This window comes from Hydrogenophaga sp. SNF1, from assembly GCF_034421675.1.
GTDB lineage: Bacteria > Pseudomonadota > Gammaproteobacteria > Burkholderiales > Burkholderiaceae_C > Hydrogenophaga > Hydrogenophaga borbori.
On sequence record NZ_CP139793.1, the window covers coordinates 1,481,873 to 1,507,639 of the forward strand.

Genomic DNA, 25,767 nt, shown 5'->3' on the forward strand with positions numbered 1-25,767 from the left:
TCGGATTCATTGGACAGCGCTACCAAATGGCTTTGAACCCTGTTCCTACCCGCCTCGTCGTCATGGGCGTGGCCGGTTGCGGCAAATCCAGCCTCGGCCAGCAGAGCGCTGCCGCGCTGGGCCTGCCGCTGCTGGAGGGCGACGATTTCCACCCGCCGGCCAACCTGGCCAAGATGCGCGGCGGCATCGCCCTCAGCGACGACGACCGCGCCGCCTGGCTCGACACCCTGGCGGCCCAGCTCGCCGCGCGCGCCGACGGCGCCGTGCTCACCTGCTCCTCGCTCAAGCGCCGCTACCGCGAGCGCCTGCGCGCCGCCGCGCCGGGCCTGCGCTTCGTGTTCCTGCAACTGAGCCGCGAGCAGGCGCGCGATCGCGTGGCCACGCGCCCCGGCCACCTGTTCCCGGTGAGCCTGGTCGACAGCCAGTTCGAGGCGCTGGAAGATCCTTCGCTGGAGCCCGGCGTGCTGGCGCTGGATGCCATGCGCCCGCTGCCCGAGCTCGTGGACGCCGTGGCCGACTGGGTGCGCTCGGTGCCCGCGCCGGGCGAGGAGGTGCGCGCATGAAGGCCTTGAACGCGATCAAGCACCTGGCCGAGGGCCTGCTGGCCCTGTGCCTGCTGGGCATGGTGGTGGCGGTGTTCGGCAACGTGGTGCTGCGCTACGTGTGGGGCACGGGCTGGGTGGTGTCGGAAGAACTGTCCCGCCTGCTGTTCGTCTGGCTGGTCTCCGTCGCGGCCACGCTGACCTTCGCCGAGGGCAAGCACCTGGGCTTCGATCTGGTGACCACGCGCCTGAGCGGCAAGCCCGCCGCGGCCCTGCGCTGGCTCACGCGCGCGCTCATCGGCCTGTCGCTCTACTACCTCATCACCGGCGCCTGGGCCCAGGTGGTGGTGGGCATGAACAGCCGCAGCCCGGTGATGAACTACCCGCTGGCGCTGGCGGCGGGCGCCATCTTCGTGATGGGCGTGTGCATGGCCCTGCTGCTGGTGCTGCAGGCCGCCAACGAGCTGCGTGGCGGGCGCGAGGGAGGTGCCGCATGACCATCGCGCTCTTCCTGCTGGTGCTGTTCGCCGCCATGACGGTGGGCGTGCCGATCGCCTTCGCGCTCATGCTCACCGCGCTGGCGCTGATGGTGCATCTCGACTTCTTCGACGCCCAGCTGCTGGCGCAGAACGTGCAGGCCGGCTTCGACAGCTTCCCCCTGCTGGCCGTGCCCTTCTTCATCCTGGCCGGCGAGCTCATGAACGCCGGTGGCCTGAGCCGGCGCATCATCGACCTGGCGCGCGCCTTCGTGGGCCACATCCCGGGCGGCCTGGGCTACGTGGCGATCGCGGCCTCGGTCATGCTGGCCTCGATGAGCGGCTCGGCCATCGCCGACACCGCCGCGCTGGCCACGCTGCTGCTGCCCATGATGCGCCAGCAGCGCTACCCCGAGGGCACCAGCGCCGGCCTCATCGCCTCGGGCGGCATCATCGCGCCCATCATCCCGCCGTCCATGCCCATGGTGATCTACGGCGTGACCACCAACACCTCGATCAGCAAGCTCTTCCTCGCGGGCATCGTGCCCGGCCTGCTGATGGCGGTGAGCCTGGTCCTGGTGTGGCGCCGCATCTCGCGCAAGGAACAGCTGCCCGTGGCCGACAAGACCAGCTGGGCGCAGCGCCGCGCGGTGCTCAGCTCCAGCATCTGGGCGCTGTTCATGCCGGTCATCATCATCGGCGGGCTCCGGCTGGGCCTGTTCACACCCACCGAGGCGGCGGTGGTGGCGGCGGTGTACGCGCTGATCGTGGCCATGTTCGTGTACCGCGAGCTCAGCGTGGCGGGCCTGTACCGCGTGTTCGTGGACGCCGCCCGCACCACCGGCGTGGTGATGTTCCTGTGCGGCGCCGCCACGGCGGCCAGCTACATGATCACCCTGGCCGACCTGCCCAACGAACTGGCCGGCGTGATGGGCCCCCTGCTGCAGAACCCCTACCTCTTCATGGTGGTGGTGGCCGTGTTCCTGCTCGCCGTGGGCATGGTGATGGACCTCACGCCCACCATCCTCATCCTGGCGCCGGTGCTCGCGCCGCTCGCCGCCAAGGCCGGCATCGACCCGGTGTACTTCGGCTTCGTCTTTATCTTCATCGGCTGCCTGGGCCTGCTCACGCCGCCCGTGGGCACGGTGCTCAACGTGGTGGCCGGCGTGGGCGGCCTGCGCATGGAGCCGGTGATCCGCGGGGTGATGCCCTTCCTGCTGGTCTATGTCGCCATGCTGGCCTTGCTGATCGGCTTCCCCGCGATCGTGTTGCAGCCGCTCAAGTGGATGTTCTGAACCCCTTCCCGTTTTCACCCGACGGCGCACGCCGCCAACAACCCAGGAGATGACCATGAAATTCAAGCAACTCGCCATCACGCTGTCGGTGGCCCTGGCCACCGTGGCCGGCGGCCTGGCCCATGCGCAGGACTTCAAGCCGCGCATCATCCGTTTCGGCTACGGCCTCAACGAAGACTCCAACCAGGGCCGCGCGGTCAAGCTGTTCGCGCAGGAGGTGGAGAAAGCCTCGGGCGGCAAGATGCGCGTGCGCGCCATCGGTGCCGCCGCGCTGGGCTCGGACGTGCAGATGCAGCAGGCCCTCATCGGCGGCGCGCAGGAAATGATGGTGGGCTCCACCGCCACGCTGGTGGGCATCACCAAGGAGATGGCGATCTGGGACACGCCCTTCCTGTTCAACAATGCGCAGGAAGCCGACGCCGTGCTCGACGGCCCCGTGGGCCAGAAGGTGATGGACAAGCTGCAGGAGAAAGGCCTGGTGGGCCTGGCCTACTGGGAGAACGGCTTTCGCAACCTCACCAACAACAAGCACGCCGTGGCCAAGCTGGAAGACCTGGACGGCATCAAGCTGCGCGTGATGCAGAACAACGTCTTCATCGACAGCTTCAAGACCCTGGGCGCCAACGCCGTGCCGCTGCCGTTCTCCGAGCTGTTCACCGCGCTCGAAACCAAGACCGTGGACGGCCAGGAGAACCCGTACAACACCATCCTCTCCAGCAAGTTCTACGAGGTGCAGAAGTACCTCACCGTCACCAACCACGTCTACAGCCCCTGGATCGTGACCGTGAGCAAGAAGTGGTGGGACCAGCTGAGCGCGGCCGAGCGCAAGGTGCTGGCGGACGCCGCGAAAGTGAGCCGCGACTTCGAGCGCAAGGACACGCGCGCCGAGGCCGACAAGGCGCTGGCCGAACTCAAGGGCAAGGGCATGCAGATCAACCAGCTCAGCCCCGCCGAGGCCAACCGCATGCGCGACAAGCTCAGCGCGGTGAACGCCGGCATCGCCAGCAACGTGGGTGAAGACCTGTGGAAGGAAACCCAGGCGGCGGTGGCCAAGGCGCGCGGCGGCAAGTAAGCCCGCTGCCACAGAAGAAGCCGGCCCGAGGGCCGGTTTTTTCATGGGGGTGTCGCGATCACTTCGCGGGCCGTACAAGCCCGCCCCCGCCTGCGGCGAGCCGAAGGCCACCACCGGTTGGCCCTGCCAGGTGGCCGGCGCATGGGTCCACACCACCGTGCCGTCGAAGTTGCCCAGGCTGCCTGGGGGTGGCCGGGATGTCTTTCCTGCCGTGTGCCACTCTAGGTTGGCGCGCGCCCGCCAGTCTGACGCGCGTCAACCAACCGCACCGCCTGGCGCGCGCCGATGGGGATCGTCGAGGCGGATGGATGTGCATCAAGTCGCCGGCCCTGTAAGCTGGGCCTCACGACGCCGTGCGGGGCGTGCCCGCTCACTGGATCAGGAGACGCTGAATGCTGGCCAAAAACACCATCTGCCTCTGGTACGAGCGCGACGCGCTCGACGCCGCGCGCTTCTACGCCCAGACCTTTCCCGACAGCGCGGTGGGCCGCGTGATGCGCGCGCCCGGCGACTACCCCTCGGGCCAGGAGGGCGATGTCCTCACCGTCGAGTTCACCGTGCTGGGCCTGCCCTGCCTGGGCCTCAACGGCGGCCCCGCCTTCCAGCAGAGCGAGGCCTTTTCCTTTCAGGTGGCCACCGACGACCAGGCCGAGACCGACCGCCTGTGGAACGCCATCGTGAACAACGGCGGCCAGGAAAGCGAATGCGGCTGGTGCAAGGACAAGTGGGGCGTGTCCTGGCAGATCACGCCACGCGTGCTCACCGAGGCCGTCAACGACCCCGACCGCGCGGCGGCCAAGCGCGCCTTCGACGCGATGATGACCATGCGCAAGATCGACGTGGCGGCGATCGAGAAGGCCTGGCGCGGTGAGGCCCGCCCGGCGCGCTGAGACCCGGCGAGCGGGCCCGCTTCAGAAGCGGATGCTGACCGAGGGCGCGCTGCGCTCGGCCTCGCCGTGGTACACGGCCTCGATGTTGTTGCCGTCCGGGTCGAGCACGAAAGCCGCGTAGTAGCCCGGGTGGTAGGGGCGCTCGCCAGGGCCGCCGTTGTCGCGCCCGCCATGGGCCAGGGCGGCCTTGTGAAAGGCGTCCACCGCCGCGCGGCTGGCGGCCTGGAAGGCCAGGTGGTGGCGGCCGGTGAGATGGCCTTGCGCGGCGATGCTGTCGGCGGTGGAGACGAAGAGCTCATCGGCCCAGAAGTAGCTGTCGTCGCTGCCGCCGATGGGAATGCCCAGGCTGTCGAGGACGGCGGTGTAGAAGCGCCGCGAGGCCGCAAGGTCGCGCACCACGAGCTGGATGTGGTCGATGAGCCGGCCACGGTGCAGTTGCTGGGTTGCCATGCGGGAAGCCTCCTGGGTGGGTTCGGGTGAAGGGGCATTCTGGCGGCACCGGGCCCTGCCGTCACCCCCGCGGGGCGCGGTCGACGGTCATCCGTTGGCCGGCTCTGCGGATTCGCCCAACCGACCCAGCCCCAGTTCCACCAATCCCTCTGCTCTGCGCAGCAGGAACAGCGCATCCAGTCCCATGCGTTGTGCCATGGCCAGACCTTCGTCGGGACCCGCCACCAGCAAGGCCGTGGCCCAGGCGTCTGCGTGCATGCAGGTGCGCGCCAGCACGGTGACCGACGCCACCGCGTTGTTCACCGGCGCGCGGCGGCGCGGGTCCATGGTGTGGGCCAGGCGCGCATCGCCCACCCGCAGGAAGCGCCGGTAGTCGCCCGAGGTGGCCACGGCCAGGTCGTCCAGCTCGATGACACCGTGCACCGCGCGCAGACCCGCCTCGGGGCGTTCCAGCGCCACGGCCCAGGGCGCGCCGCTGGCCTGGCGACCCACGGCGCGCAGCTCTCCGTCCAGCGCGGCCAGTGCGTGCCGCACACCGTGCCGTTGCAGCACCGCGACCATGCGGTCCACCGCGTAGCCTTTGGCAATGCCGCACAGGTCGAGCTGCAGGGGCGCGCGTTTGCGGGCTCGGCCTGCGGACCGTTCCAGCTCAAGGCCGCCGTGCCCCGCGGGCGGCCTGGGCTGGCGCGCGGCGCGGATGGCGGCCGCGTCGGGTGCGTCGCGCACCGCGCCGAAGCCCCAGGCGTCGACCAGGTCCCCCACGCAGGGGTCGAACGCCCCCGCACTCAGGCCTTGGACATCGAGCGCGCTGTCCAGCACCTCCAGCGTTTCGGCGGGCAGGTCCACCCAGGTGCCCACGGGCGCGCGGTTCAGGCGCATGAGGTCGCTGTCCGGCTTCCAGGGCGACATCTGTTCGTCGACCTGCGCCACCGCCGCGGCGAGGTCCACGCGCAAGGCCGCCAGGTCCAGGCGGCTGTCGGTGTCGACCGTGGCCGACCAGCGCGTGCCCATGGTCGGGCCGTGCAGGGTGCTGTGCCTGCCCATCGCAGCCGCTTCAGAAGATGTCTTCGGCATAGCGCTCGCTGGCCTTGAGTTGGGCCACGCTCAGTTGCAGGGGCGCCAGCACCGCGTCCAGCGCCTCGGTGACGCCCTGCGCCATGGCGCGGCCGCCGCAGACACGCACGATGGCGCCCCGTGCAACCTGCTCGCGCAGCTGTTCGGCGTCGCGTCGCAGGGCATCCTGCACATAACCCCCACCGTCGGGCACCCGGGAGAAGGCCGTGTGCAAGGTGGTCAGGCGCCCCTGCGCGAGCCAGCGCTGGATGTCGGGGCCGAAGTAGAAGTCCCGCGCCGGGTCGCGCCCGCCAAAGTACAGGTGCATGGGGCGGTGCCTGTCGTTGCGGCGGATGAACCCGGCCAGCGGTGCCACGCCCGTGCCCGCACCGATCAGCAGCACGGGCCGACGCGTTCGCGGCAAGGCAAAACCCGGGTTGGCCCGAATGAAAGCGGTGACGCTGTCGCCCAGCTTCAGGCCCAGCAAATGCGTGGAGCACAGACCGCCGGCCATCTGACGCACGCAGATCTCCAGAAAGCCGTCTTGCTGGCCCGAGGCCAGCGAGTAGTAGCGCGGCACGGCCGAACCCGGCGGCAGAATGCCCACGAGGTCGCCCGCCGCGAACCGCGCCAGGCCCTGCCCGCGCAGGCGCTCGCCCAGGCGCTGTGCCGGCCACGCGAAGCGCAGGATCGCCGTGGCCGGCCCGGCACCGCCGTTGTAGTCCCGGCGCTCGATCAGCGTGAGGGTTGTGGTGGACGGAACGCGCGGCACATGCTCCAGCACCAGCGGCTTGCCCAGTGCCTGTGCCAAGGCAAGGCCCCAGCGGGCGAACTGTTGGCTCGATTGCTGGTGAATGCATTCCAGCGGCAGCAGCGAGGGCCAGCCCCGCGCGCGCAGCGTCTGGTCCAGCACTTTCGCAAAGCCGCAGAAGGCCGGGAACTGCCGGTCGCCAAAGCCCAGCACCGTCACCGGCACGGCGCCGGCCTTGAGCTTGGCGATGCGCGCCAGGGCATGGCTGGCGTGGGCCGGGGCCTGGCCTTCGCCATAGGTGGCCGCCAGCACGAACACCTGCCGCGTGGCGGCGGTGGTTTGAAAGTTCTCCAGCGCGCTGGTGTGCACGCGCAGGCCCAGCGGGCGCAGCGCGTCCTGCAGCGTTTGTGCAAAGCCCCAGGTGCTGCCGCCTTCGCTGGCCACGTAGATCAACACGTCGGCCTGTGCCAGCGGGCTGTTGCCCGTGATCTTGGGCGCCTGGCGGCGGGCCTGCCACCAGATGACAACGCCCGACAGCCAGAACAGCAGCACGCTGGCGCCCACGAGGCCGAGCACCAAGGCCCAGGGCCAGGCCGATTCGCCCGTGTGCAGCACCACGGCCAGGTCGTACACGCGCTGCGCCACGGTGGCTTGCTGCCAGGCCAGCAGTTGCCCCGAATACCGGTCGATCCAGCCTTGACCTTGGGCCGTGGCGACTGTCCAGGTGTCCTCTGGGTCGGTGGTGCCGGGAACATTCAGCTTGCGCAGATCCCGCACAGCCATGCCTCGAAGCGCGGCCAACTGCGCGGCGGGCAGCGCCGGTTGGCCGGTGACCACCGACAGCGCGTCGGGCTCTGTCCCCGCGTCCAGCGCGACCCACCCCAGGGTGGACGCGCTCATGGTCAGCGCCGTGAGCGACGTGAGGCTCAGGACAACGAGCACCACCCGGCCCGTGACCACATGAATGCGTTGCGCCAGCGAGCCACGCACCCGCGCCGTCAGGCGCCGCCAGCCCCCCATGCGGCGCAGCAGCAGCACCAGGGCAGAGGCGCACACCAGGCCCATGGCCAGCGCAATGCCCGCCGCGCCCCAGCGCCCCGCGTCGCCCAGCAGCAGCGAGCGGTGCAGGTTCTTCACCCAGCGCGGCAGCGCCGAGGCCTGCCACGCACCCAGCACCCGGCCATCGGCCGGGTCCACGTAAGACGCCTGCGGCTGGTCGCCAACAAAGCTGAACACCACGATGGCGCCCGAGGGCAGGTGCCGGATTTCCTCCGCGTCGGGCACCGTGCGCAACACGCGGTCCACCAGCGTCGCCACCGGCAGATCGCCCGGTGCGGCGGGTGCCTGCCACGCCTGCTGCACCGGATCGATCGCCAGCACGGCGCCGGTGACGCCCAGCACCACGGCCAGGCTGCCCACCGTCAGGCCCAGCCAGCGGTGGATGGCCTTCCAGGTCAAGCGAGACCCGAGACCCTTCACTTGAACTCGAAGGTCACGGACTGGATGTACTGCTTGCCGGGCTGCGGCTTGCCGGCGTTGGCGGTGGACAGCGGCAGGCGGACTTCCGACGGGCTGTCGCGCATGTCTTCTGCGGCCGCGTCCAGGCGTATCTCGTAGCCCGCGTCGATCAGCGCATCGGCCAGCTCGGCGGTCACCTTGAGCGTGCGCCCCGCGCCCACGCTGGCGCCGGTGACGCCGTCCAGGCGCTTGGCGTCACCGGCCGAAAGGCGGCTCCAGTCGGACAGGTGCTTGTGGTACTTGGCCTTGCCGCCGGCGACCCACAGCGTTTTCACATAGGCACCCTTGGCATCGGTGAGGTACGCGGCGATGTAGGCGCCGTCGCCGCCGTAGTTCTTGAGCTGGGCGGTCAGCGTGAGCGGGCGGCTGTGGGCCAGCGCGGGAACGGCCAACGCGCAAGCGGTGGCCAGAAGGCTTGAAAGAGGTCTGGACATGGTGATGTTCCTGTGGGGAGGGTGGCTATTCGGCGGAGCGATCGCGGTCGCGCTCACGGTCGCGGTCGCGGTCTCGTTGGTGGTTGTCCTGCTTGAACTTCAAGACCTTCAGGGTTTCCGGGTCGATCCGCGCCTTGAAGTTGCGGCCCTGGGCATCGGTCCCCCGCACTTCGTAGCAGCCGTCATCGATCTTCAGCCGCTGTATCTGCCAGCCCTGAGCGAGCGCCATCTGCCGCACGGCGTCGCGTGACTGCCAGCGATTCAGCGGCGCATCGCAGTCATCGTCGGCCAGAACGGGCAGCGCCGTCAGGCACAGCGCCAGCGCCAGCAGGCCATGGCGCAAAGCGGGGTGGCGTTTCATGGGAGGTTCTTTCAAGGCGGGTCGGCGCGAGACATACCCGCCGTCTGGAAACGCATTCGCGCATGCGGGCCGAATGGCGCGTTCATCTTCTTTTCATCGCCCAGAAGGCCATCACCGGTGGATGGATTCGACCGCTCCGGCTGAGCGCCACCTGGAGCAGGGTGGCCTTATTGGCTATTGAGAATCAGTGTGGACCTGACCCTGGGTGCCGGGCTTGATTTGGATCATCTGGAGCCACTTTTCTGTCCTTCGCCCGCGATGGCCGGGTGAGGGCGGCCCTGCCGGCTTGGTGGGGACAGTTCCAGACTGGGGGCTGCGGGCCGATCTGCTGCAACGAACATGTGCCCCTTGATTCGCTGCGGACCGTCGTAGCGATGGCAACCAGGTGGTTCGAGCCGTTCCGAACCCCGAGTCAGCTTGGCGGCCGCATTCATTCATTTCCAGAAACTGCAACTTTCTCACGCTAGCGGTTATGCACTCCACATGTTGAGGATGTCGCCGGCGTGTCGATCTCTTTAGATTGGAAATAGCACACTGCGTGTGCGTGGCGTCTCGGTCCGCTGCTTCAGCTGAACCCGTGGCACGAGAAGCGTTCGATTGATTTCAACCTGAAGAGGAGACCGGACATGAGGAAGGGAATTGTTTTGCTCTTGGTGGCATTGGCGACGATCTCGTTTGCGCATGCGCATTCAGGCGGCACCGACAAGAACGGTTGTCACGCCGGCTCGAAGCCGTATCACTGCCACTGAAGATCGGTTGGCAGGCGTTGGAAGTTGCGCTGTCTCTCGCTATCAGGTGGCGCTTCTGTGGCGTCATTGCTCACCCCGAGATTCGGCTTCAGACTGTGGGCAGTCTCTCATCTAGTGCTTCATGAGCGACGGCTAGCAAACATAAGCCGGCTGAGGCGTGCCGATAATGCAGTCTATGGTTAGGGGGACGAGCATCAATTTCTTCAATTCAACGCATCTCGCATGAGAAGACCAATCTGATTGGAATCGGAGTGGGAAAATATGCTGCTTCCGCAGAGTACGACCAGAACATGAAAGAGGAGGGGCAAACAGGATGTCGAATGTTCAAGAAGGCCAAACCGCGTCTGCGCCTTTGCGGGTGTTGACCCTGGATGGAGGTGGCGCGAAAGGCTTCTACACCTTGGGAGTATTGAAGGAAATTGAGGCCATGATCGGGTGTCCGTTGCATCAGAAGTTCGGTCTAGTCTTCGGCACGAGCACTGGCGCCATCATCGCATCGCTAATAGCGCTAGGGCATAGCGTAGACGGCATCTTGGAACTGTACCGAAAGCACGTGCCAATGGTGATGTCGCAAAAGACAGCTCCAGCCAGATCTGCGGCATTGAAGGCGTTAGCGAATGAGGTCTTCGGTGACGAGACATTCGCTAATGTGAAGACTGGTATCGGTGTGGTTACCGCAAAATGGCTTACCGAACGCCCGATGATCTTCAAAGGCAGCGTTACCCAGGCCCATGGTCGAGTCGGCACATTCGCCCCAGGCTTCGGCGTAAGCATTGCCGACGCCGTCAAGGCATCGTGCTCTGCATACCCGTTTTTTTTGCGCACGACCGTTCGAACCTCGATGGGCGAAGACATTGAACTCATCGATGGTGGCTACTGCGCGAACAATCCGACGCTGTACGCGATTGCAGACGCCGTGCAGGCACTCAAGCGTGATCGCAAAGACATCCGGCTGGTCAGCGTCGGCGTGGGCATTTATCCAGATCCAAAGCCGGGTTTGCTGATGTGGTTGGCGAAGAAGTACGTCGTCAGCGTCCAGCTCCTGCAGAAGACCTTGGAGATCAACACGCAGTCGATGGACCAGTTGCGTCAGATCCTTTTTCATGACGTACCAACTATCAGGATCAGTGACTCCTACGTCACGCCCGAGATGGCGACCGATTTGTTGGAGCACGACCTTAAGAAGCTGGGCATCTTGTTCCAGCGCGGCAGAGAATCGTTCGCCTCGCGCGAAAAGCAGCTTCGCGAATTTTTGATGTAGCTAGGGAGGGAGGATGCCCATACCAGAATCGCAGCTCGAAACGTGGTCGCACCAAGGTTCGATCATGCAGTCGAGCAGCACATACAACTCGATCAAGGATGTCCTAGAGGCCAGTACCGCGCCTTACACCGGAAAGAACTTCAAGGTATTCCTGCAAGGCTCGTACGGCAACGATACGAACATCTACGCGGAGAGCGACGTGGACCTCGTCATTCGACTTGACGACTGCTTTCAGAGCGATCTGACAGGCCTGACCGAAGACGAGAGGGCGGCGTACAAGTCGGCATTTCGCGACGCCACATACACGCATGTCGACTTCAAGCAGGATGTGCTCTCCGTGCTCACGAACGAGTATGGAGACGCAGTCAAGGCTGGCGACAAAGCCATCGCCATTGACGCGAACGGTTCGCGCCGAAAGGCCGACGTGATCGTAGCCATTCAGTTTCGCCGGTACTTCAAGTTCCGAACCTCAAACGATTCGAGCTATGTCGAAGGCATCTGCTTCTGGAATGGCAATGGAGAAAGGATCGCGAACTACCCGAAACAGCATTCAGCCAATCTGACAGCCAAACATCAGGCCTCGTCCAAGTGGATGAAGCCGATGGCACGCGTATTCAAGAATATGCGAAGCCGGATGGTCGCCGATGGCCTGATCAAGGCTGGCGTCGCCCCTTCGTACTACATCGAAGGTCTGCTCTATAACGTCCCGAATGAGAAGCTCATATCGAGCTACCAAGACTGCGTCGTTAATACGCTGAATTGGTATCAGCAGGAGGCGAAGAAGGTCGATCTTGTGTGCGCTAACGAGCAGTACTACCTGCTGCGGGACGGCTTTCATACGTGCTGGCCGCAGGCGAACTGCGACGCCTTCGTGGAAGCGGCTGTCAAGCTCTGGAATGATTGGTAGGCTGCGGCGAAAGATCATGATGATGGGCTGCACTCATGTAAAAGTGGAAAAGTCCGCTATCAAGTTTGGACCATAGAATCTGCCTGTGGCAGAGATCAGCCGCTTCGGTCGAGCGAAGGTGTATCGACAAGGCTTTTGGCTCAAACGTTAGGAATCACAAGGAGAGCGAATGCCCGCAGCCCCAATCCTCTGCATGGGTCCTCAATGGAAAGCCTCAGACATCTACTGGAAAGGCGCCCCGGCGAACGCGCGCCTGCTCGGAGTGAACGCGAAGCGGGTATCTTCAACGCCGGCAAACTTCGCGCACCAGACTGGCATCTACATCCTGTTCGCAGACTACCGCCCGGTCTATGTTGGTCAAGCAAACGGCAGCCTGTTCGCACGACTGCAGATGCACTATAGGGTGGATGATCTTGTTGGGCGCTGGGACACGTTTACGTGGTTTGGGATGCGGAGCGTTACCGCCGCGAACAGTAGCAACCCGAGGCTATCAAATAACACAAGCGACTTTCATATCGGTCGCGAGCAGCTACTCAATCACTTCGAAGGAGCGATGATTCATGCCTTCGAGCCGCCCATGAATGGTCAAGATGGGAGGTTTGGCAAGCAAGTCATTCGCTATCGTCAAGTCAGAGACCCGAGGCTGGGACCTTCTGACCGTCAGTTGGCGGAGTTGATTGCCCTTAACGGAGGAATGCTCGAAGGCGGTCCAAAGCCAACCAAAACGGGCTGGCGGTGATGCCTAACCCTTACGCCTGAGTCGAATCAAACCGGAGGGGCACTTGACTAGCAAGGCGCGGTTGTTCGTCGTTTGTCATATGGGGCAACGCCATGCCGATGGCAGCCGCAGCTCAAACGCTGAACGACTGCTTCAAAGCTCGCTCAAAGACCGCCTTTAGCCGACCGTGGTCAAGAAGAGTGAGATGACGACTGGCGGCGCCGCTGTGAAGACTAAGTCTGAGTGTCAAGGTCTGCTTCAAGACTGGTTTTCAATGCGAGTGGCCGTTTGCCGGCTCGTGAAAAGGGACGTGGCCCCTGCGTGCGCGCTGGTGTAGGCTTCGCTCGAAGCTCCCCTAATGAAGAGAGACTGAGTTGAGAAAAATCGAAGCGTTCTACGCAGAGCGGCCCACTGAAGCGCTCGCTCATTACACTAATGTCCAGGGACTTTGCGGCGCTCTGACGACGGGAACTCTATGGGCGACGCACATTCAGTTTCTTAACGACTCCAAAGAATTCATCCATGCAACTGGCCTCGCCAAAGCCTACATGCAGCGGATTAGGAGTTCGGCCCGATTTTCTGGGTTCGAGGAGCTGATCGATCGGATGGTTGAGCTAATTGACGGCATGCCCGGCACGACTTGGGTCATCTCGCTGTCAACAAAGCGCGATCTGTTAAGCCAATGGCGCGGCTATTGTTCTGGTGGCGGCTACAATCTAGCCTTTGATCCAGCCAAACTAGAAGACTTCGCAAAAAAACAACTTTTCGTCCTAAATCGATGTACTTACGACAGGGTCCATCAGGCGGCATTGATCGAAGAGTTGGTCGAGTATGCGATTGAGTCGTATCCTGGGTTTGTCCCGGATCAGGTGCTTGACAGCGATAGAGAGGAAGATCATAAAAGAATGCTGTTTTGTGCCAAATGGTTCTTCCCAAAGATGTCGCGCCTAGCTAGCACGATGAAAGATCCGTCATTCCACGAAGAAGACGAGTGGCGGTTGATCGGTGGTTTATATAAGCCTCATGTAGTTCCATCGTATCGGTTTCGAGGATCGCTCATCGTCCCGCATCGTGAGTTCGATTTTAAAGATTCCGATGGTGTCATCCGATGCATTTCAGAAATTCGGATTGGACCGAATTCAGATCAAAACCTCGCGGAGATGGGAATTTTCTTTCTGATGCAGAGGATTGAAATCGAATCGGTTACCACGCGCCGATCTGAGATTCCATTTCGTGCGTAGTGCTAATTAAGTTCGGCGAAACCCGCTTCTGGGCCCACAGCTGACTTTGAAACCAGCGTTCGCGATCGGCAGCACCCGCTGCAAATCAGCCCCTCAAAGCGAATCAGCACAGACCGGCTTGGCCTCCGCCAAGCTATTTACTCAGCCGCGCTTCGAGTGACAGTTCGAGCGAAGCCGCAAGCTTCGCCAGCGTTTGAAGCGAGGGGTTGCGCGCCTGACGTTCGATGTTCGCGATGAGGGCCCCGCTGACGCCTGATTGCTGGCTCAATGCGTCCTGCGTGAGCATCAGCCGCTTCCTCGCCGCGATCAGGTTCTGAGCCAGAACCTCCTCGATCAAGCCGTCGGCTTCGTCCCTGGCAACAGGTCGCTTGGCCGGCCGCCCTTGGAGATGCGCGGCTATTGCCCCACGGCCTCATCTGCAGAATTTCGTAAGCCATTTGGTGGCTCAAAACAGACCAACCCCCCAACTCCCGCTGGCAACACTGGCCGCATTTAGGGAGTCCACCCGTGTTCATCACCGCCCCCGGCCTCGTCCAGCACCTCCACCCCTCGCAGGTCGCCCCGCGCCAGACGCATTGGCCGGCCATCACGCTCGCGCTGGAGCGGCCCTGGTACCTGCTGGTTCATCAGGTCGTTTGCCGCGGCCAGAAGCGGTCGCAGACCTCGCTGGTGGCCTGGGACACGGCGCTGCTGGACCTGCTGGCCCACATACCCGTCGCCGACCTCTGCGGCATCGCGCGCCTGGACCGGCGCCACGGCGCGGGCCCGAGCTGGGCCCTGCAGTGGATCAGCGCGCTGTGGGCGCCAGCGCCGGGCGAGTCCTCAGCCGTTGGCCCCTTGCTGTTCCAGCTGGGCGCCGACCCGCAACTGCGCACCACCCATGGGCTGCCGGTGGCCGAGGCCCCGGGCCGGCGCCTGCTGTATCAGGCGTCTGGTCCGCCGGCCCCGGTCGGGGGTGTCGTCAGCCCTTGGCCACCGGGTGCCCGGCCATGATCTCCAGCGCCTGCACCAGCGCGGAGTGGTCCAGTTCGCCCAGGCCGTGCGCGGCGCAGGCCTGCATCAGTTGCGCGGCATTGGCCGTTTGCGGCAGGGCCACGCCCAGTTCGCGCGCGCCTTGCAGCGCCAGGCCCAGGTCCTTCTGGTGCAGCTGGATGCGAAAACCCGGGTTGAAGGTCCGCTTGATCATGCGCTCGCCGTGCACCTCCAGGATGCGGCTGGAGGCGAAGCCGCCCATGAGCGCTTCGCGCACCTTGGCCGGGTCGGCGCCGGCCTTGCTCGCAAAGACCAGGGCCTCGCCCACGGCCGCGATGTTGAGCGCCACGATGATCTGGTTGGCCACCTTGGTGGTCTGGCCGTCGCCGTTGCCGCCCACCAGGGTGATGTTCTTGCCCATGCATTCCAGCAGCGGCTTCACACGCTGGAACACGGCGGCATCGCCGCCGCACATGATGGTGAGCGTACCGGCCTTGGCGCCCACCTCGCCGCCCGAGACGGGCGCGTCCACGTAGTCGGCGCCGAGGGCGTTGATGCGCTGGGCGAAGGCCTTGGTGGCCATGGGCGAGATGGAGCTCATGTCGATCACCACCTTGCGCTCGCCAGCGGGGCCCTTCAGGCCTTCGGCCACACCGTGTTCGCCGAACAGCACGGCCTCCACGTCGGGCGTGTCGGGCAGCATGGTGATGATGACCTCGGCCTCTTTCGCCACGGCGGCGGCGTTGGCCGCGCGCACGCCACCGGCGGCGGTGATGGCCTCGGGCACCTGGCGGCGCGTGTGCACGGTGAGCTGGTGGCCTTTGTTGAGCAGTTGCAGGGCCATGGGCGTGCCCATGATCCCTAGGCCGATGAATCCGACTTTCATTCGAGTGTTCCGTTGAAGGGAGGGGGTCAGTAGCCGCTGGCGGTCTTGCTGGTCTTCATGCCGCCGCGCATGGTGGTGACGACTTGCTGCGCGCCCGCGGCCATGAGGCGCGCGTCGGAGCTGACGGTGACGAACTGGAAGCCCATGGCGATGCGCCGGAGCGCGGCCTCGGGCGTGCCGTTGTGGATGCCGGCCACCACGCCGTGCGCCTTGGCGCGCGCCAGGATGTGCTGCACAGCTTCGGCGGCCTTGGGGTCCAGGTCGTCGAAGGTGGGCTTGCAGCCCAGGGCCAGCGACAGGTCCGACGGCCCGATGTAGACCGCGTCCAGGCCCGGCGTGGCCAGGATGTCGTCCAGGTTGTCCAGCGCCTGCGCGGTTTCGATCATGGCGAAGGCGACGATGGTGTCATTGGCGTGCTGGGGGTAGTCGGCGCCGCCGTAGAGCAGGGCGCGCACCGGGCCGAAGCTGCGCGTGCCGCGCGGCGCGTAGTGCGTGTAGGCCACCAGCTTCTCGGCGTCGGCGCGGGTGTTCACCATGGGGCAGATGACGCCGTAGGCGCCAGCGTCCAGCGCTTTCATCAGGATGCCGGGCTCCAGCCAGGGCACGCGCACCACGGGCACGGTGGGCGTGGTGCTCACGGCCTGCAGCATGGGGACCATGGCCTGGTAGTCCACCACGCCGTGCTGCAGGTCGATGGTGAGCGAGTCCCAGCCCTGGTGGGCCATGGTCTCGGCCGAGAAGCTGTTGGGGATGGCGAGCCAGCCGTTGACGGCGGCGCCGCCCTGGGCCCAGATCTCGCGCAGTCGGTTCGGTCGCATGCGGGTGCCTTGTGGGGGGTGGAAAGAACGGCGCGATCCGGCGAAGGGATCGGCCTCAGCGGTCCATGCAGGGCCGCTTGGGGTGGAAGGTCCAGTTCGGGATCAGGTACTGCATGGCGGTGGCGTCGTCGCGCGCGCCCAGGCCGTGCTGGCGGTAGAGCTGGTGTGCCTTGTCCACCTCGGCCATGTCGAGCTCGATGCCCAGGCCGGGTTTCTGGGGCACCTCGATGTGGCCGTTCACGATCCTCAGCGGCTCTTTGGTGAGGCGCTGGCCGTCCTGCCAGATCCAGTGCGTGTCCATGGCCGTGACCTTGCCGGGCGCGGCCGCGCCCACGTGGGTGAACATGGCCAGCGACACATCGAAGTGGTTGTTGGAGTGCGAGCCCCAGGTCAGGCCCCAGTCGCGGCAGGTCTGGGCCACGCGCACGCTGCCGGCCATGGTCCAGAAGTGCGGGTCGGCCAGGGGAATGTCGACCGACTGCAGCGACAGCGCGTGGCTGAGCTGGCGCCAGTCGGTGGCGACCATGTTGGTGGCCGTGGGCAGGCCGGTGGCGCGGCGGAACTCGGCCATCACCTCGCGGCCGGAGAAGCCGTCTTCGGCGCCGCAGGGGTCTTCGGCGTAGGCCACCACGCCGCGCATGCGCTGGCCCAGGCGGATGGCGTCTTTCAGCAGCCAGCCGCCGTTGGGGTCGAGCGTCACGCGCGCGTCGGGAAAGCGCTCGTGCAGGGCGGTGACGGCGTCGACCTCTTCGTCGCCGCGCAGCACGCCGCCCTTGAGCTTGAAGTCGTTGAAGCCGTAGCGCTCGCGCGCGGCCTCGGCCAGGCGCACGATGGCCTCGGGCGTCAGGGCGGCCTCGTGGCGCAGGCGGCACCAGGCGTCGGCGTGCGCCGGCTCGCTCGCCGGATCGGTATAGGGCAGGGGCGTCTTGCTGCGGTCGCCGACGAAGAACAGGTAGCCCAGCATTTCCACCGAGGCGCGCTGCTGGCCTTCGCCGAGCAGCGCGGCCACGGGCACCTCCAGGTGCTGGCCCAGCAGGTCGAGCAGGGCCGACTCGATGGCGGTGACCGCGTGGATGGTGGTGCGCAGGTCGAAGGTCTGCAGGCCGCGCCCGCCGGCGTCGCGGTCGGCGAAGCGCGTGTGCAGTTCGCGCAGCACGCGCTGGTGCTCGCCGATGGCGCGGCCCAGCACCAGCTCGCGCGCGTCCTCCAGCGTCTGGCGGATCTTCTCGCCCCCGGGCACCTCGCCCACGCCCGTGCGGCCCGCGCTGTCGCGCAGGATCAGCAGGTTGCGCGTGAAGAAGGGCGCGTGCGCCCCGCTCAGGTTGAGCAGCATGCCGTCGCGGCCCGCGACGGGAATGGCCATGAGCTCGGTGATGCGCGGCGTGGCGCCGACGGGGACGGGGTTCAGCATGAGAAATTCGTCAACGAAGAGGTCTGGCCCAGGGCACCGCGGAACTGGCTTTGCCAGGCCGCAGGTGCCGCCCCCTTTCAGGGGGTCGCGCGAAGCGCGGCGGGGGTTAGTCTGCTTTGATGTTGCGGCTTTCGATCAGCTTCTTCCAGCGCGCGAACTCGGCGGCCTGGAACTTGGTGAACTCCTCGGGCGTGTTGGCCACGATCTCGAAGCCCACCTCGACCAGCTTGGGCTTGATGGCCGGGTCGTTGAGCGCGTCCTTGATGGCGGCCTGCAGCTTGGCTTTCAGGTCGGCCGGAATGCCCTTGGGCGCGGCCACGGCCTGCCAGGAGTAGACGTTGGCGTCCTTGATGCCGAGCTCGTCGAGCGTGGGCACGTCGGGCAGCAGGGGCGAGCGCTGGGCGCTGGTGATGGACAGCGCGCGCAGCTTGCCGGCGCGGATCTGCGGCATGGCGGTGTTGATGTTCATGAAGGACGAGTCGACCTGGTTGCCCAGCAGGTCGGTCATGACGGGGCCGCCGCCTTTGTAGGGCACGTGCACGCCGCTGGTGCCGGTCTGCTGCCAGTAGAGCTCGGCGGTGAGGTGGTCGCTGCTGCCGTTGCCGGAGGAGGCGAAGGTCATCTTGCCGGGGTGGGCCTTCTGGTAGGCGATGACGTCGGCCATGCTCTTGTGCGGCGAGGCGGCGGGCACCACGAGCACGTTGGGCGCCTGCACGGCGACGGTGATGTAGTCGAAGTCCTTGGTGGCGTCGTAGGTGACCTTGGTGAGGTGCGGCGCGATGACGTAGGGGCCGAGGGAGGAGACGAACAGGGTGTGGCCGTCGGGCGCGGCGCGGGTGACGAGCGTGGCGCCGATGGTGCCGGTGGCGCCGGGCTTGTTGTCGATGACGAAGGTGCCGCCGAACTTTTCCTGCAGCTTGGGCTGCAGGGTGCGGGCGATCATGTCGGTGGAGCCGCCGGGCGGGAAGGGCACCACGAGGGTGACGGTCTTGTCGGGCCAGGCCATGGCCGTGGTGAGGGTCATGGCGGCGCCGAGCGCGCACAACAGTTGTTTCATGGTGGCTTGTCTCCTGTTGGGTGGAAAGGGGTCTTCATTTGGTACCGGTACCAAAATGAATCCGGTGGGCATGGTACCGGTACCAAAAGGGCCCGTCAACGCCTGTCCGTCGGGGATATCCCGGCTCAGGTGGTTTCGCGCTCGACGATGGAGAAGCCGACGTCGAACACCGCGGGCGAGACCGGCCGCCCCTCGGCCCGGTCGATCAGGCAGCGCGCCGCCAGCCGGCCCATCTCGGCGCCGTTGATGCGCACCGTGCTCAGCGCCGGTGCCATGTCGGCCGCGAAGGACACGTCGCCGAAGCCCACCAGCGCCAGGTCGTGCGGCACGGCGATGCCGCGCACGCGCGCCTCGGTGGCCACGCCCAGCGCCAGCAGGTCGGAGCTGCAGAAGATGGCGTCCACGTCGGGCCGCTGCGCCAGCAGGTGGCCCAGCGCCTCGCGCCCGCTGCGCAGCGAACGGGACGCGCCCACGTTGACCGTTTCCACCGGCCCCAGGCCGGCCCGCTGCACCGCTTCGGTGAAGGCGTCCGCGCGGCGCTGCGCGCGCTCGTCCTCGGCGCGGATCAGCGCCAGCCGGCGGCGGCCCTTGTCCATGAGGAAGCGCGCCACCTCGCGCCCGATGTCGGCGTGCGAGAAGCCCACCAGCATGTCGATGGGCGTGGGCGTCAGGTCCCAGGTTTCCACCACCGGAATGCCCGAGGCCAGCAGCCGCGTGCGGCCCTGGCTCGGGCCCAGGATGCCGGTGAGGAAGATGCCGTCGGGCCGCCGGCCCACGATGGCCTCCAGCAAGGCCTCCTCGCGCGCGGCGGAGTAGTCGGACTGGCCCAGCATGAGCTGGTAGCCGGCGTCGAACAGGGTCTCGTTCAAGGCCTCGATGGTGGGCATGAACACCGACATGACCGTGCTCGGCACCACCGCCGCGATCAGGCGGCTGCGCGAGGACGCCAGTCCGCCGGCCATGCGGTTGGGCACGTAGCCGGTTTTCTGGATCACCTCCAGCACCTTCTGGCGCACGTCGGGCGAGACCTGCGCGGGTGTGTTCAGCACGCGCGAGACGGTGATGGGCGCGACGCCCGCGAGGCGGGCCACGTCGCGCACGGTGATGGCCCCGCTGCCGCGTCGGGCGCGCCGGGAGTTGTCGGTTTCTTTCATGGGCGGCTTAGAATGGTACCGGTACCAAGCGCTTCGCGCCACGCATCCGGTCAAGGGACCGGGGAATGGCGGGTGCGCCGCATCATAGGAGACGCCCATGCCCGATACCCTGGCGAACCGCGCGGCCGCGGCGCCGCTGACGATCCGCATGCACGCCGAGGACAACGTGGCCATCGTCGCCAACGACGGCGGCCTGCCGCCCGGCAGCGCGCTGCCGGGCGGGCCGGTGCTGCGCGAGCGGGTGCCGCAGGGCCACAAGGTGGCGCTGGTGGACCTGCCCGCGGGCGCGGCCGTGCTGCGTTATGGCGTGCCCATCGGCTATGCCGTGCAGGACATTCCCGCCGGCAGCTGGGTGCACGAGCGCCTGCTGCAGATGCCCGCTGCGCGTGGGCTGGACGACCTGCCCATGGCCACGCGCGGCGCCGCGCCGCTGCCGCCGCTGGAGGGCTTCACCTTCGAGGGCTACCGCAACCCCGACGGCTCGGTGGGCACGCGCAACCTGCTGGCCATCACGCAGACCGTGCAGTGCGTGGCCGGCGTCACCGCATTCGCGGTGCAGCGCATCCAGGCCGAGCTGCTGCCCCAGTACCCGAACGTGGACGGCGTGGTGGCGCTGGAGCACGGCTACGGCTGCGGCGTGGCCATCGACGCGCCCGACGCGGCGATCCCCATCCGCACGCTGCGCCACATCAGCCAGAACCCCAACTTCGGGGGCGAGGTGATGGTGGTGAGCCTGGGCTGCGAGAAGCTGCAGCCCGAGCGGCTCTTCCCAAGCGAGGGAATCCCCATCCAGGACCGCCGTGGAACCGGCTCTGCCGGGCCACTGGCGGTGCCCCCCGTCCCAGGGGGGGAGCCGCGCAGCGGCGCGGGGGGGGTGGTCTGTCTCCAGGACGAGGCCCACGTCGGCTTCATGAGCATGGTCGATTCCATCCTGCGCCAGGCCGAGGTGCACCTGAAGCGCCTGAACGCGCGCCGGCGCGAGACCGTGCCGGCCAGCGAGCTGGTGGTGGGTGTGCAGTGCGGCGGCAGCGACGCGTTTTCGGGCGTCACGGCCAACCCGGCGGTGGGCTTCTGCACCGACCTGCTGGTGCGCGCGGGCGCCAGCGTGATGTTCTCCGAGACCACGGAGGTGCGCGACGGCATCGCCCAGCTCACCGCGCGCGCCGCCACGCCCGAGGTGGCGCAGGCCCTGGTGCGCGAGATGGCCTGGTACGACGACTACCTCAAGCGCGGCGGCGTGGACCGCAGCGCCAACACCACGCCGGGCAACAAGAAGGGCGGGCTGTCGAACATCGTCGAGAAGGCCATGGGCTCGATCGTGAAGTCGGGCAGCGCGCCGATCGCCAACGTGCTGTCGCCCGGCGAGAAGCTGCGCGCCAAGGGCCTGACCTACGCCGCCACGCCCGCGAGCGACTTCATCTGCGGCACGCTGCAGTTGGCCGCGGGCATGAACCTGCACGTGTTCACCACCGGCCGCGGCACGCCCTACGGGCTGGCGGCGGTGCCGGTGATCAAGGTGGCCACGCGCAGCGACCTGGCGCGGCGCTGGCACGACCTGATGGACATCAACGCCGGCACCATCGCCGACGGGCAGGCCAGCATCGAGGACGTGGGCTGGGCGCTGTTCCGCTTCATGCTCGACGTGGCGAGCGGGCGCCAGAAGACCTGGGCCGAGCGCTGGAAGCTGCACAACCAGCTGGTGCTGTTCAACCCGGCGCCGGTGACCTGAGCGACACGGCCGGCGCGCCCGGCCGTGTCGTTCAAGGGGTGAGGGCGCGCACGCAGCGGACCAGGGAGAGGGCCGCCGAAGGGATGGCGTGTTGCGCCGCCGTGGGGCCGGGCCCGACGTACTGCGTCCAGGTGATGCCGCCCCCCGCGCCGGTGGAACTCCAGTACTCGAAAAGGGGGCTCAGCCCACCGCTCACGCCGGCGTCCACCAGCCGGCTCTGGATGTTGGGCCGGGTGGGCGCGGCGGCGCTGCCGCAGCCGGAGCCGCGGTTGTCCCGGTCGTAGCCCAGTTCGCAGATGGCCGGCAGGTACCAGTCGGTGAAGCCGGCGTCGCTGGCGTTGTCGCAAGCCCAGGCCGCGTAGGGACTGTTCGGGTCGGTGGGGGGACCGCCGGTGTTGACGAGGGCCGCCGTGTTGGCGGCGCCCTCCGTGGGGCTGGACGCCAGGGGGCTGTCCATGGCCTGGACGGCGGTCGGCCAGGCGTTGCTCAGCGCCATCACCTGGCCGCCCACGCCGCCGGTGGGGGGCGTGGTGTCGTCCAGGTCGAACACGTAGCCACCCTGGTACACGCTGCCGAAGCCCAGCACCCACACCGACAGCGCCAGGGCCGGCGTGTTGCTGCCGCCGATGCGCAGCTCGGCGGGCGTGGGCGTGGTGTCCCCGGGCGCGGCCGAGGGCGTGGCGCCGGGCGTGATGGTGAGCGTGCAGCTGGCCCCCGGCGACAGGCGGGCCGCGCAGTCGGTGCCGAGGGCGCTGCCGGCTGGCAGCGCGCTGGCCGCGCTCACCGCGAGGTCGAGCGCGGCCTGTCCGCCGACGTTGGTGATGAGCACCCGCCGGGGCTGGCCCGACGCGGCCAGGGCCAGGGCGGACGCGCTGGCCATGAGGGCGGGCGCCGGCGGTGGCAGCACGACCACGGCGGGCGGCGCGGTGCCGGAGGGATTGCCGCCGCAGGCCGACAGCCCTGCGGCGCAGAGCAGGGCGGGCAGCGTTCCATGTCGGAGAGAGGCCATGTCCGTGAACCCAGGGGAGTACCGAGGGCGCACAAGCTAGCACCGGCCTTGGTGCCGCACTCTGTTGTTTCTCTTACTGGATCGCCGCCCCGGCCGGTGGTCGGGCCTACCGCCTGCGCAGCAGGCCCTGGCTCACTGCCGCAGCGGCGGCTCGGACGGCGGCATCGGCATCGGCATCGGCGCCGGCGCCGGCATTGGCGCCGGCACGGTGGTTTCGATCGAGCGGATCAGCCCGCCGCCACTGACCGAACCCGAGACCTCGCCTTCGCCGCGCACCATGCGCTCGCAGATGGCGCGCTCATCGGCCGCGGTGTGCACCTGGCAGCGCTGCAGGGCGTTGCGCTGCAGCTGTTCCGGCGACACCGGCGCGCGCGGGCTGCGGCGGGCCTGTTGGCGGGCCGCGCCCAGATCGCGCAGGCAACTGGTGCGCGACTCCGGGTTGCTCATGGCGGCGCAGGCGGCGCGCTCCTGCTGGTAGCGGTTGTCGGTCGAGGTCTTGGCCGCGCCGGCACCCTGGGCCCAGGCGGGCAGCGCGAGCGCCAGGGCGGCGGCGGCGGCCAGGCAGTGGCGGGTGAAGGCAGCGGGGGAATGGGAGGCTTGGGTCATGGGCGTTCTCCTGAAGGCGCGGGACCAGGCCCGTCGCGTCCACCCATGCTAGGAACGGCCCGCGCCGGGCTGTGTAGGACCGGTCCGACCCGCGCGCCGGACAGGCCCGTCACCGAGGGGTTGGAGGCCTCAGCCGCCCGCGCGTTCCATGGCCTTGGCCATGGTTTTGCCCAGTTCCACGCCCCACTGGTCGAAGGCGTTGATGCGCCAGATGGCGGCCTGGCAGAACACCTTGTGCTCGTACAGGGCGATCAGCGCGCCCAGGCGCCCGGGGTCGAGCCGGTCGAGCCAGAGCAGGTGGCTGGGGATGTTGCCGGGGAACTGGCGGTGCGGCGCCAGGGCGTGCGCGGTTTCGGCGTCGGCGCCGTCCTTGAGCAGCTGCGCCTCGGTCTCTTCGAGCGTGCGACCCAGGGCCATGGCCTGGGCCTGGGCGCGCAGGTTCAGGTTCACCACGGCGTGGTGCGCGCCGGCCAGCGGCAGCGGCGTGTCTTCGCTCAGGACGCCGATGAAATCGACCGGCAGCGCGTGGCGGCCCTGGTGCACGAGCTGGAAGTAGGCGTGCTGGCCGTCGATGCCCAGGCCGCCCCAGACGATGGGGCCGGTGTCCACCGTGGCCTCGCTGCCGTCCAGGTGCGTGCGCTTGCCGTTGGATTCCATGTCCATCTGCTGCACGAAGGGCACGAAGCGCACCAGGCGCGAGGCGTAGCAGGCAATGAGCTGCGTGGGCATGCGCAGGAAGTTGCGGTTCCACACACCGTGCAGGGCCAGGCGCACCGGCAGGTTCTCTTGCAAGGGGGCGTGCAGGAAATGCCCGTCCATGGCGCGCGCGCCGGCGAGCAGCTCGCGAAACGCCGCCGCGCCGATGCCGATGGCCAGCGGCAGGCCCAGCGCCGACCACAGCGAGTAGCGCCCGCCGACCCAGTCCCAGAACAGGAAGGTGCGCTCGGGGTCGTAGCCCAGCTCGGCGGACTTGGCCGGCGTGGCGGTGATGGCCACCAGGTGCCGGGCGATGGCGTCGGCCGGCACGCCCTGGTCGGCCAGCCAGTGGCGCGCGCTGGCGGCGTTGGTCAGGGTTTCCTGCGTGGTGAAGGTCTTGCTGGAGACGATGAACAGCGTGCGTTTCGCATCCAGGCCGCGCAGCACGCTCCACAGCGCCCAGGCGTCGGGGTTGGAGACGTAGTGCACGCGCACCGCGTCGCTGGCCAGGTGGGCGAGCGCGTCGGCCGCCATGCGCGGGCCCAGGTCGGAGCCGCCGATGCCGATGTTGACGACGTCGGTGAAGGCGTCGCCCGCGTGGCCGCGCACGGTGCCGGCGCGCAGCTCTTCGGCGAAGCGGCAGACGCGGTCGAGTTCGCGCTGCACCAGCGCGTGGATGGCGTTGCCCCAGGGGCCGCCGGCCTCGCCGCCGCGCAGGGCCACGTGCAGCACGGGGCGGCCTTCGGTGGTGTTGATGGCCTCGCCGCGGAACATGGCCTCGCGCTGCTCGGCGATCTGGCTCTGCGCGGCGAGGTCGAGCAGGGCGCGTTCGATCTCGGTGCCGATGGCCTGGCGGCTGGCGTCGAGCGTGAGGCCGGCGGCGGACCAGGTGAGGCGGCGCGCGCGCTCGGGCTCGGCGAGCCGCTCGCGCAGCGGCACCGGCGGTTCGTTGGCGAGCGCCTGGAGGTGTTGCCAGGCGGGCAGGGCGACGGGCAGTGGCATGGTGGTCATGGGTGTGGCGGGCGCGCGGCGCGGGCGCTGTCGGGCGCGCCGGTGGCGTTCATTGTCCCTGCGCGAGCGCGGTGGCTTCGCGCGCCAGCCGGGTGATGCGCGCCCAGTCGCCGTCGCGCAGCGCGTCGGCCGGCGTGAGCCAGGAGCCGCCGGCCATGGCGACGTTGGGCAAGGCGAGGAAGTCGCGCAGGTTCTCGGGAGCCACGCCGCCGGTGGGACAGAAGCGCACGTCGGGGAGGGGCGCGCCCAGGGCCTTGAGCATGCCGATGCCGCCGGCCTGCTGCGCGGGGAAGAGCTTCATGAGCGTGAAGCCCTGGTCGCGCGCGCGCATGACCTCGCCGGGCGTCATCACGCCGGGAATTAAGGGCAAGCCGGTGGCGCGCATGGCGTCCACCAGCGCGTCGGTGCAGCCGGGCGAGAGCGCGAAGCGCGCGCCGGCGTCGATCACGCGAGGCACGTCGCTGGGCCGCGTGACGGTGCCGGCGCCCAGGTGCATCTGCGGCAGGGCCCGGGCCACGGCCTCGATGGCGTCGAGCGCCACGTCGGAGCGCAGGGTGATCTCCATGACGTCGATGCCGCCGTCGAGCAGGGCATGGGCGAGTGGCACGGCCTGCCGGGCGTCGCTGAGCACGATGACGGGCACGACGCGCGATTGGAAGGCGGGGTGGCTGAGGTGCTGGTCTTGCATGGGCGGTGAGCG

The 25,767-nt window shown here is 67.8% G+C and carries 27 protein-coding genes; 12 read left to right on the forward strand and 15 right to left on the reverse strand.

Annotated features, from left to right (window positions below):
* Window positions 1-26: 26 nt before the first annotated feature.
* From SOM08_RS07170 to SOM08_RS07190, 5 genes are all read left to right on the forward strand, one after another.
* Window positions 27-563 carry a gluconokinase gene (locus SOM08_RS07170; RefSeq protein ID WP_322470394.1) on the forward strand — a complete coding sequence of 179 codons (537 nt, stop codon included), beginning with the start codon at window positions 27-29 and terminating at the stop codon, window positions 561-563.
* Window positions 560-1,039 (forward strand): TRAP transporter small permease, encoded by a 480-nt coding sequence (locus tag SOM08_RS07175; RefSeq protein WP_116960647.1) that lies wholly within the window; start codon window positions 560-562, stop codon window positions 1,037-1,039. The genes SOM08_RS07170 and SOM08_RS07175 overlap by 4 nt, the downstream gene beginning before the upstream one ends.
* A complete protein-coding gene (locus SOM08_RS07180) occupies window positions 1,036-2,313 on the forward strand; it encodes a TRAP transporter large permease (RefSeq protein WP_116960646.1) in 1,278 nt (425 codons plus the stop codon). Before SOM08_RS07175 ends, SOM08_RS07180 begins: the two co-directional genes overlap by 4 nt.
* Before the next feature lie 55 nt (window positions 2,314-2,368).
* Complete coding sequence (locus SOM08_RS07185; RefSeq protein ID WP_116960645.1) at window positions 2,369-3,385, forward strand: TRAP transporter substrate-binding protein; 1,017 nt, start codon at window positions 2,369-2,371, stop codon at window positions 3,383-3,385.
* Window positions 3,386-3,777: 392 nt separating this feature from the next.
* Complete coding sequence (locus SOM08_RS07190; protein ID WP_116960644.1) at window positions 3,778-4,275, forward strand: VOC family protein; 498 nt, start codon at window positions 3,778-3,780, stop codon at window positions 4,273-4,275.
* A 21-nt stretch (window positions 4,276-4,296) separates the two neighbouring features.
* Here the strand turns inward: SOM08_RS07190 and SOM08_RS07195 are convergent, their stop codons facing one another.
* The 5 genes from SOM08_RS07195 to SOM08_RS07215 form a co-directional block, all read right to left on the reverse strand.
* On the reverse strand, window positions 4,297-4,725 hold the full coding sequence (locus SOM08_RS07195; protein ID WP_322470395.1) for a VOC family protein: 429 nt from the start codon (window positions 4,723-4,725) through the stop codon (window positions 4,297-4,299).
* An 87-nt stretch (window positions 4,726-4,812) separates the two neighbouring features.
* Window positions 4,813-5,799, reverse strand: coding sequence for an FAD:protein FMN transferase (locus SOM08_RS07200; protein ID WP_322470396.1), 987 nt, complete (start codon window positions 5,797-5,799; stop codon window positions 4,813-4,815).
* Window positions 5,780-7,987 (reverse strand): PepSY domain-containing protein, encoded by a 2,208-nt coding sequence (locus tag SOM08_RS07205; protein ID WP_322470397.1) that lies wholly within the window; start codon window positions 7,985-7,987, stop codon window positions 5,780-5,782. The genes SOM08_RS07200 and SOM08_RS07205 overlap by 20 nt, the downstream gene beginning before the upstream one ends.
* Before the next feature lie 17 nt (window positions 7,988-8,004).
* Window positions 8,005-8,481, reverse strand: coding sequence for a DUF2271 domain-containing protein (locus tag SOM08_RS07210; RefSeq protein WP_116960640.1), 477 nt, complete (start codon window positions 8,479-8,481; stop codon window positions 8,005-8,007).
* Window positions 8,482-8,506: 25 nt separating this feature from the next.
* Entirely contained in the window at window positions 8,507-8,842 is a 336-nt protein-coding gene (locus tag SOM08_RS07215) for a PepSY domain-containing protein (RefSeq protein ID WP_322470398.1), read from the reverse strand.
* 626 nt (window positions 8,843-9,468) lie between these two features.
* Between SOM08_RS07215 and SOM08_RS22485 the strand changes: the two genes are divergently transcribed.
* The 5 genes from SOM08_RS22485 to SOM08_RS07235 all read left to right on the forward strand — a co-directional run bounded on the left by SOM08_RS22485 (window position 9,469) and on the right by SOM08_RS07235 (window position 13,718).
* Window positions 9,469-9,591 (forward strand): YHYH domain-containing protein, encoded by a 123-nt coding sequence (locus SOM08_RS22485; protein ID WP_204744535.1) that lies wholly within the window; start codon window positions 9,469-9,471, stop codon window positions 9,589-9,591.
* 313 nt (window positions 9,592-9,904) lie between these two features.
* Window positions 9,905-10,852 (forward strand): patatin-like phospholipase family protein, encoded by a 948-nt coding sequence (locus SOM08_RS07220; RefSeq protein ID WP_322470399.1) that lies wholly within the window; start codon window positions 9,905-9,907, stop codon window positions 10,850-10,852.
* A 64-nt stretch (window positions 10,853-10,916) separates the two neighbouring features.
* Complete coding sequence (locus SOM08_RS07225) at window positions 10,917-11,759, forward strand: nucleotidyltransferase (protein WP_322470400.1); 843 nt, start codon at window positions 10,917-10,919, stop codon at window positions 11,757-11,759.
* Window positions 11,760-11,928: 169 nt separating this feature from the next.
* Window positions 11,929-12,498: a hypothetical protein gene (locus SOM08_RS07230; RefSeq protein ID WP_322470401.1), complete on the forward strand. Its 570-nt coding sequence runs from the start codon at window positions 11,929-11,931 to the stop codon at window positions 12,496-12,498.
* A 353-nt stretch (window positions 12,499-12,851) separates the two neighbouring features.
* Window positions 12,852-13,718 carry a DUF2971 domain-containing protein gene (locus tag SOM08_RS07235; RefSeq protein ID WP_322470402.1) on the forward strand — a complete coding sequence of 289 codons (867 nt, stop codon included), beginning with the start codon at window positions 12,852-12,854 and terminating at the stop codon, window positions 13,716-13,718.
* A 133-nt stretch (window positions 13,719-13,851) separates the two neighbouring features.
* On the opposite strand, the gene SOM08_RS07240 is transcribed toward SOM08_RS07235, so the two are convergent.
* Window positions 13,852-14,055, reverse strand: coding sequence for a helix-turn-helix transcriptional regulator (locus SOM08_RS07240; protein ID WP_322470403.1), 204 nt, complete (start codon window positions 14,053-14,055; stop codon window positions 13,852-13,854).
* A gap of 170 nt (window positions 14,056-14,225) precedes the next feature.
* Here SOM08_RS07240 and SOM08_RS07245 point away from each other — a divergent pair, with 170 nt between their 5' ends.
* Window positions 14,226-14,711 carry a hypothetical protein gene (locus tag SOM08_RS07245; protein WP_322470404.1) on the forward strand — a complete coding sequence of 162 codons (486 nt, stop codon included), beginning with the start codon at window positions 14,226-14,228 and terminating at the stop codon, window positions 14,709-14,711.
* Here the strand turns inward: SOM08_RS07245 and SOM08_RS07250 are convergent.
* The 5 genes from SOM08_RS07250 to SOM08_RS07270 all read right to left on the reverse strand — a co-directional run bounded on the left by SOM08_RS07250 (window position 14,680) and on the right by SOM08_RS07270 (window position 20,016).
* Entirely contained in the window at window positions 14,680-15,606 is a 927-nt protein-coding gene (locus SOM08_RS07250) for a 2-hydroxy-3-oxopropionate reductase (protein ID WP_416187012.1), read from the reverse strand. The two genes, SOM08_RS07245 and SOM08_RS07250, sit on opposite strands and share 32 nt — an antisense overlap.
* Complete coding sequence (locus SOM08_RS07255) at window positions 15,603-16,394, reverse strand: HpcH/HpaI aldolase family protein (RefSeq protein WP_116960631.1); 792 nt, start codon at window positions 16,392-16,394, stop codon at window positions 15,603-15,605. Before SOM08_RS07255 ends, SOM08_RS07250 begins: the two co-directional genes overlap by 4 nt.
* 55 nt (window positions 16,395-16,449) lie before the next feature.
* Window positions 16,450-17,805, reverse strand: a complete 1,356-nt coding sequence (gene gudD / locus SOM08_RS07260) for a glucarate dehydratase (RefSeq protein WP_322470406.1) — start codon at window positions 17,803-17,805, stop codon at window positions 16,450-16,452.
* 106 nt (window positions 17,806-17,911) lie between these two features.
* Window positions 17,912-18,862 (reverse strand): tripartite tricarboxylate transporter substrate binding protein, encoded by a 951-nt coding sequence (locus tag SOM08_RS07265; RefSeq protein ID WP_322470407.1) that lies wholly within the window; start codon window positions 18,860-18,862, stop codon window positions 17,912-17,914.
* A gap of 125 nt (window positions 18,863-18,987) precedes the next feature.
* Window positions 18,988-20,016: a LacI family DNA-binding transcriptional regulator gene (locus tag SOM08_RS07270; RefSeq protein ID WP_322470408.1), complete on the reverse strand. Its 1,029-nt coding sequence runs from the start codon at window positions 20,014-20,016 to the stop codon at window positions 18,988-18,990.
* 97 nt (window positions 20,017-20,113) lie between these two features.
* Between SOM08_RS07270 and garD the strand changes: the two genes are divergently transcribed.
* Entirely contained in the window at window positions 20,114-21,745 is a 1,632-nt protein-coding gene (gene garD, locus SOM08_RS07275) for a galactarate dehydratase (protein ID WP_322470409.1), read from the forward strand.
* Between the two features lie 31 nt (window positions 21,746-21,776).
* Here garD and SOM08_RS07280 read toward each other — a convergent pair whose 3' ends face one another.
* The 4 genes from SOM08_RS07280 to eda form a co-directional block, all read right to left on the reverse strand.
* On the reverse strand, window positions 21,777-22,754 hold the full coding sequence (locus SOM08_RS07280; protein WP_322470410.1) for a hypothetical protein: 978 nt from the start codon (window positions 22,752-22,754) through the stop codon (window positions 21,777-21,779).
* Between the two features lie 132 nt (window positions 22,755-22,886).
* Window positions 22,887-23,360: a hypothetical protein gene (locus SOM08_RS07285; RefSeq protein WP_322470411.1), complete on the reverse strand. Its 474-nt coding sequence runs from the start codon at window positions 23,358-23,360 to the stop codon at window positions 22,887-22,889.
* Window positions 23,361-23,489: 129 nt separating this feature from the next.
* Window positions 23,490-25,058 carry a glucose-6-phosphate isomerase gene (gene pgi, locus SOM08_RS07290; RefSeq protein ID WP_181936569.1) on the reverse strand — a complete coding sequence of 523 codons (1,569 nt, stop codon included), beginning with the start codon at window positions 25,056-25,058 and terminating at the stop codon, window positions 23,490-23,492.
* A 58-nt stretch (window positions 25,059-25,116) separates the two neighbouring features.
* Window positions 25,117-25,755: a bifunctional 4-hydroxy-2-oxoglutarate aldolase/2-dehydro-3-deoxy-phosphogluconate aldolase gene (eda, locus tag SOM08_RS07295; protein WP_322470412.1), complete on the reverse strand. Its 639-nt coding sequence runs from the start codon at window positions 25,753-25,755 to the stop codon at window positions 25,117-25,119.
* Window positions 25,756-25,767 lie beyond the last annotated feature (12 nt).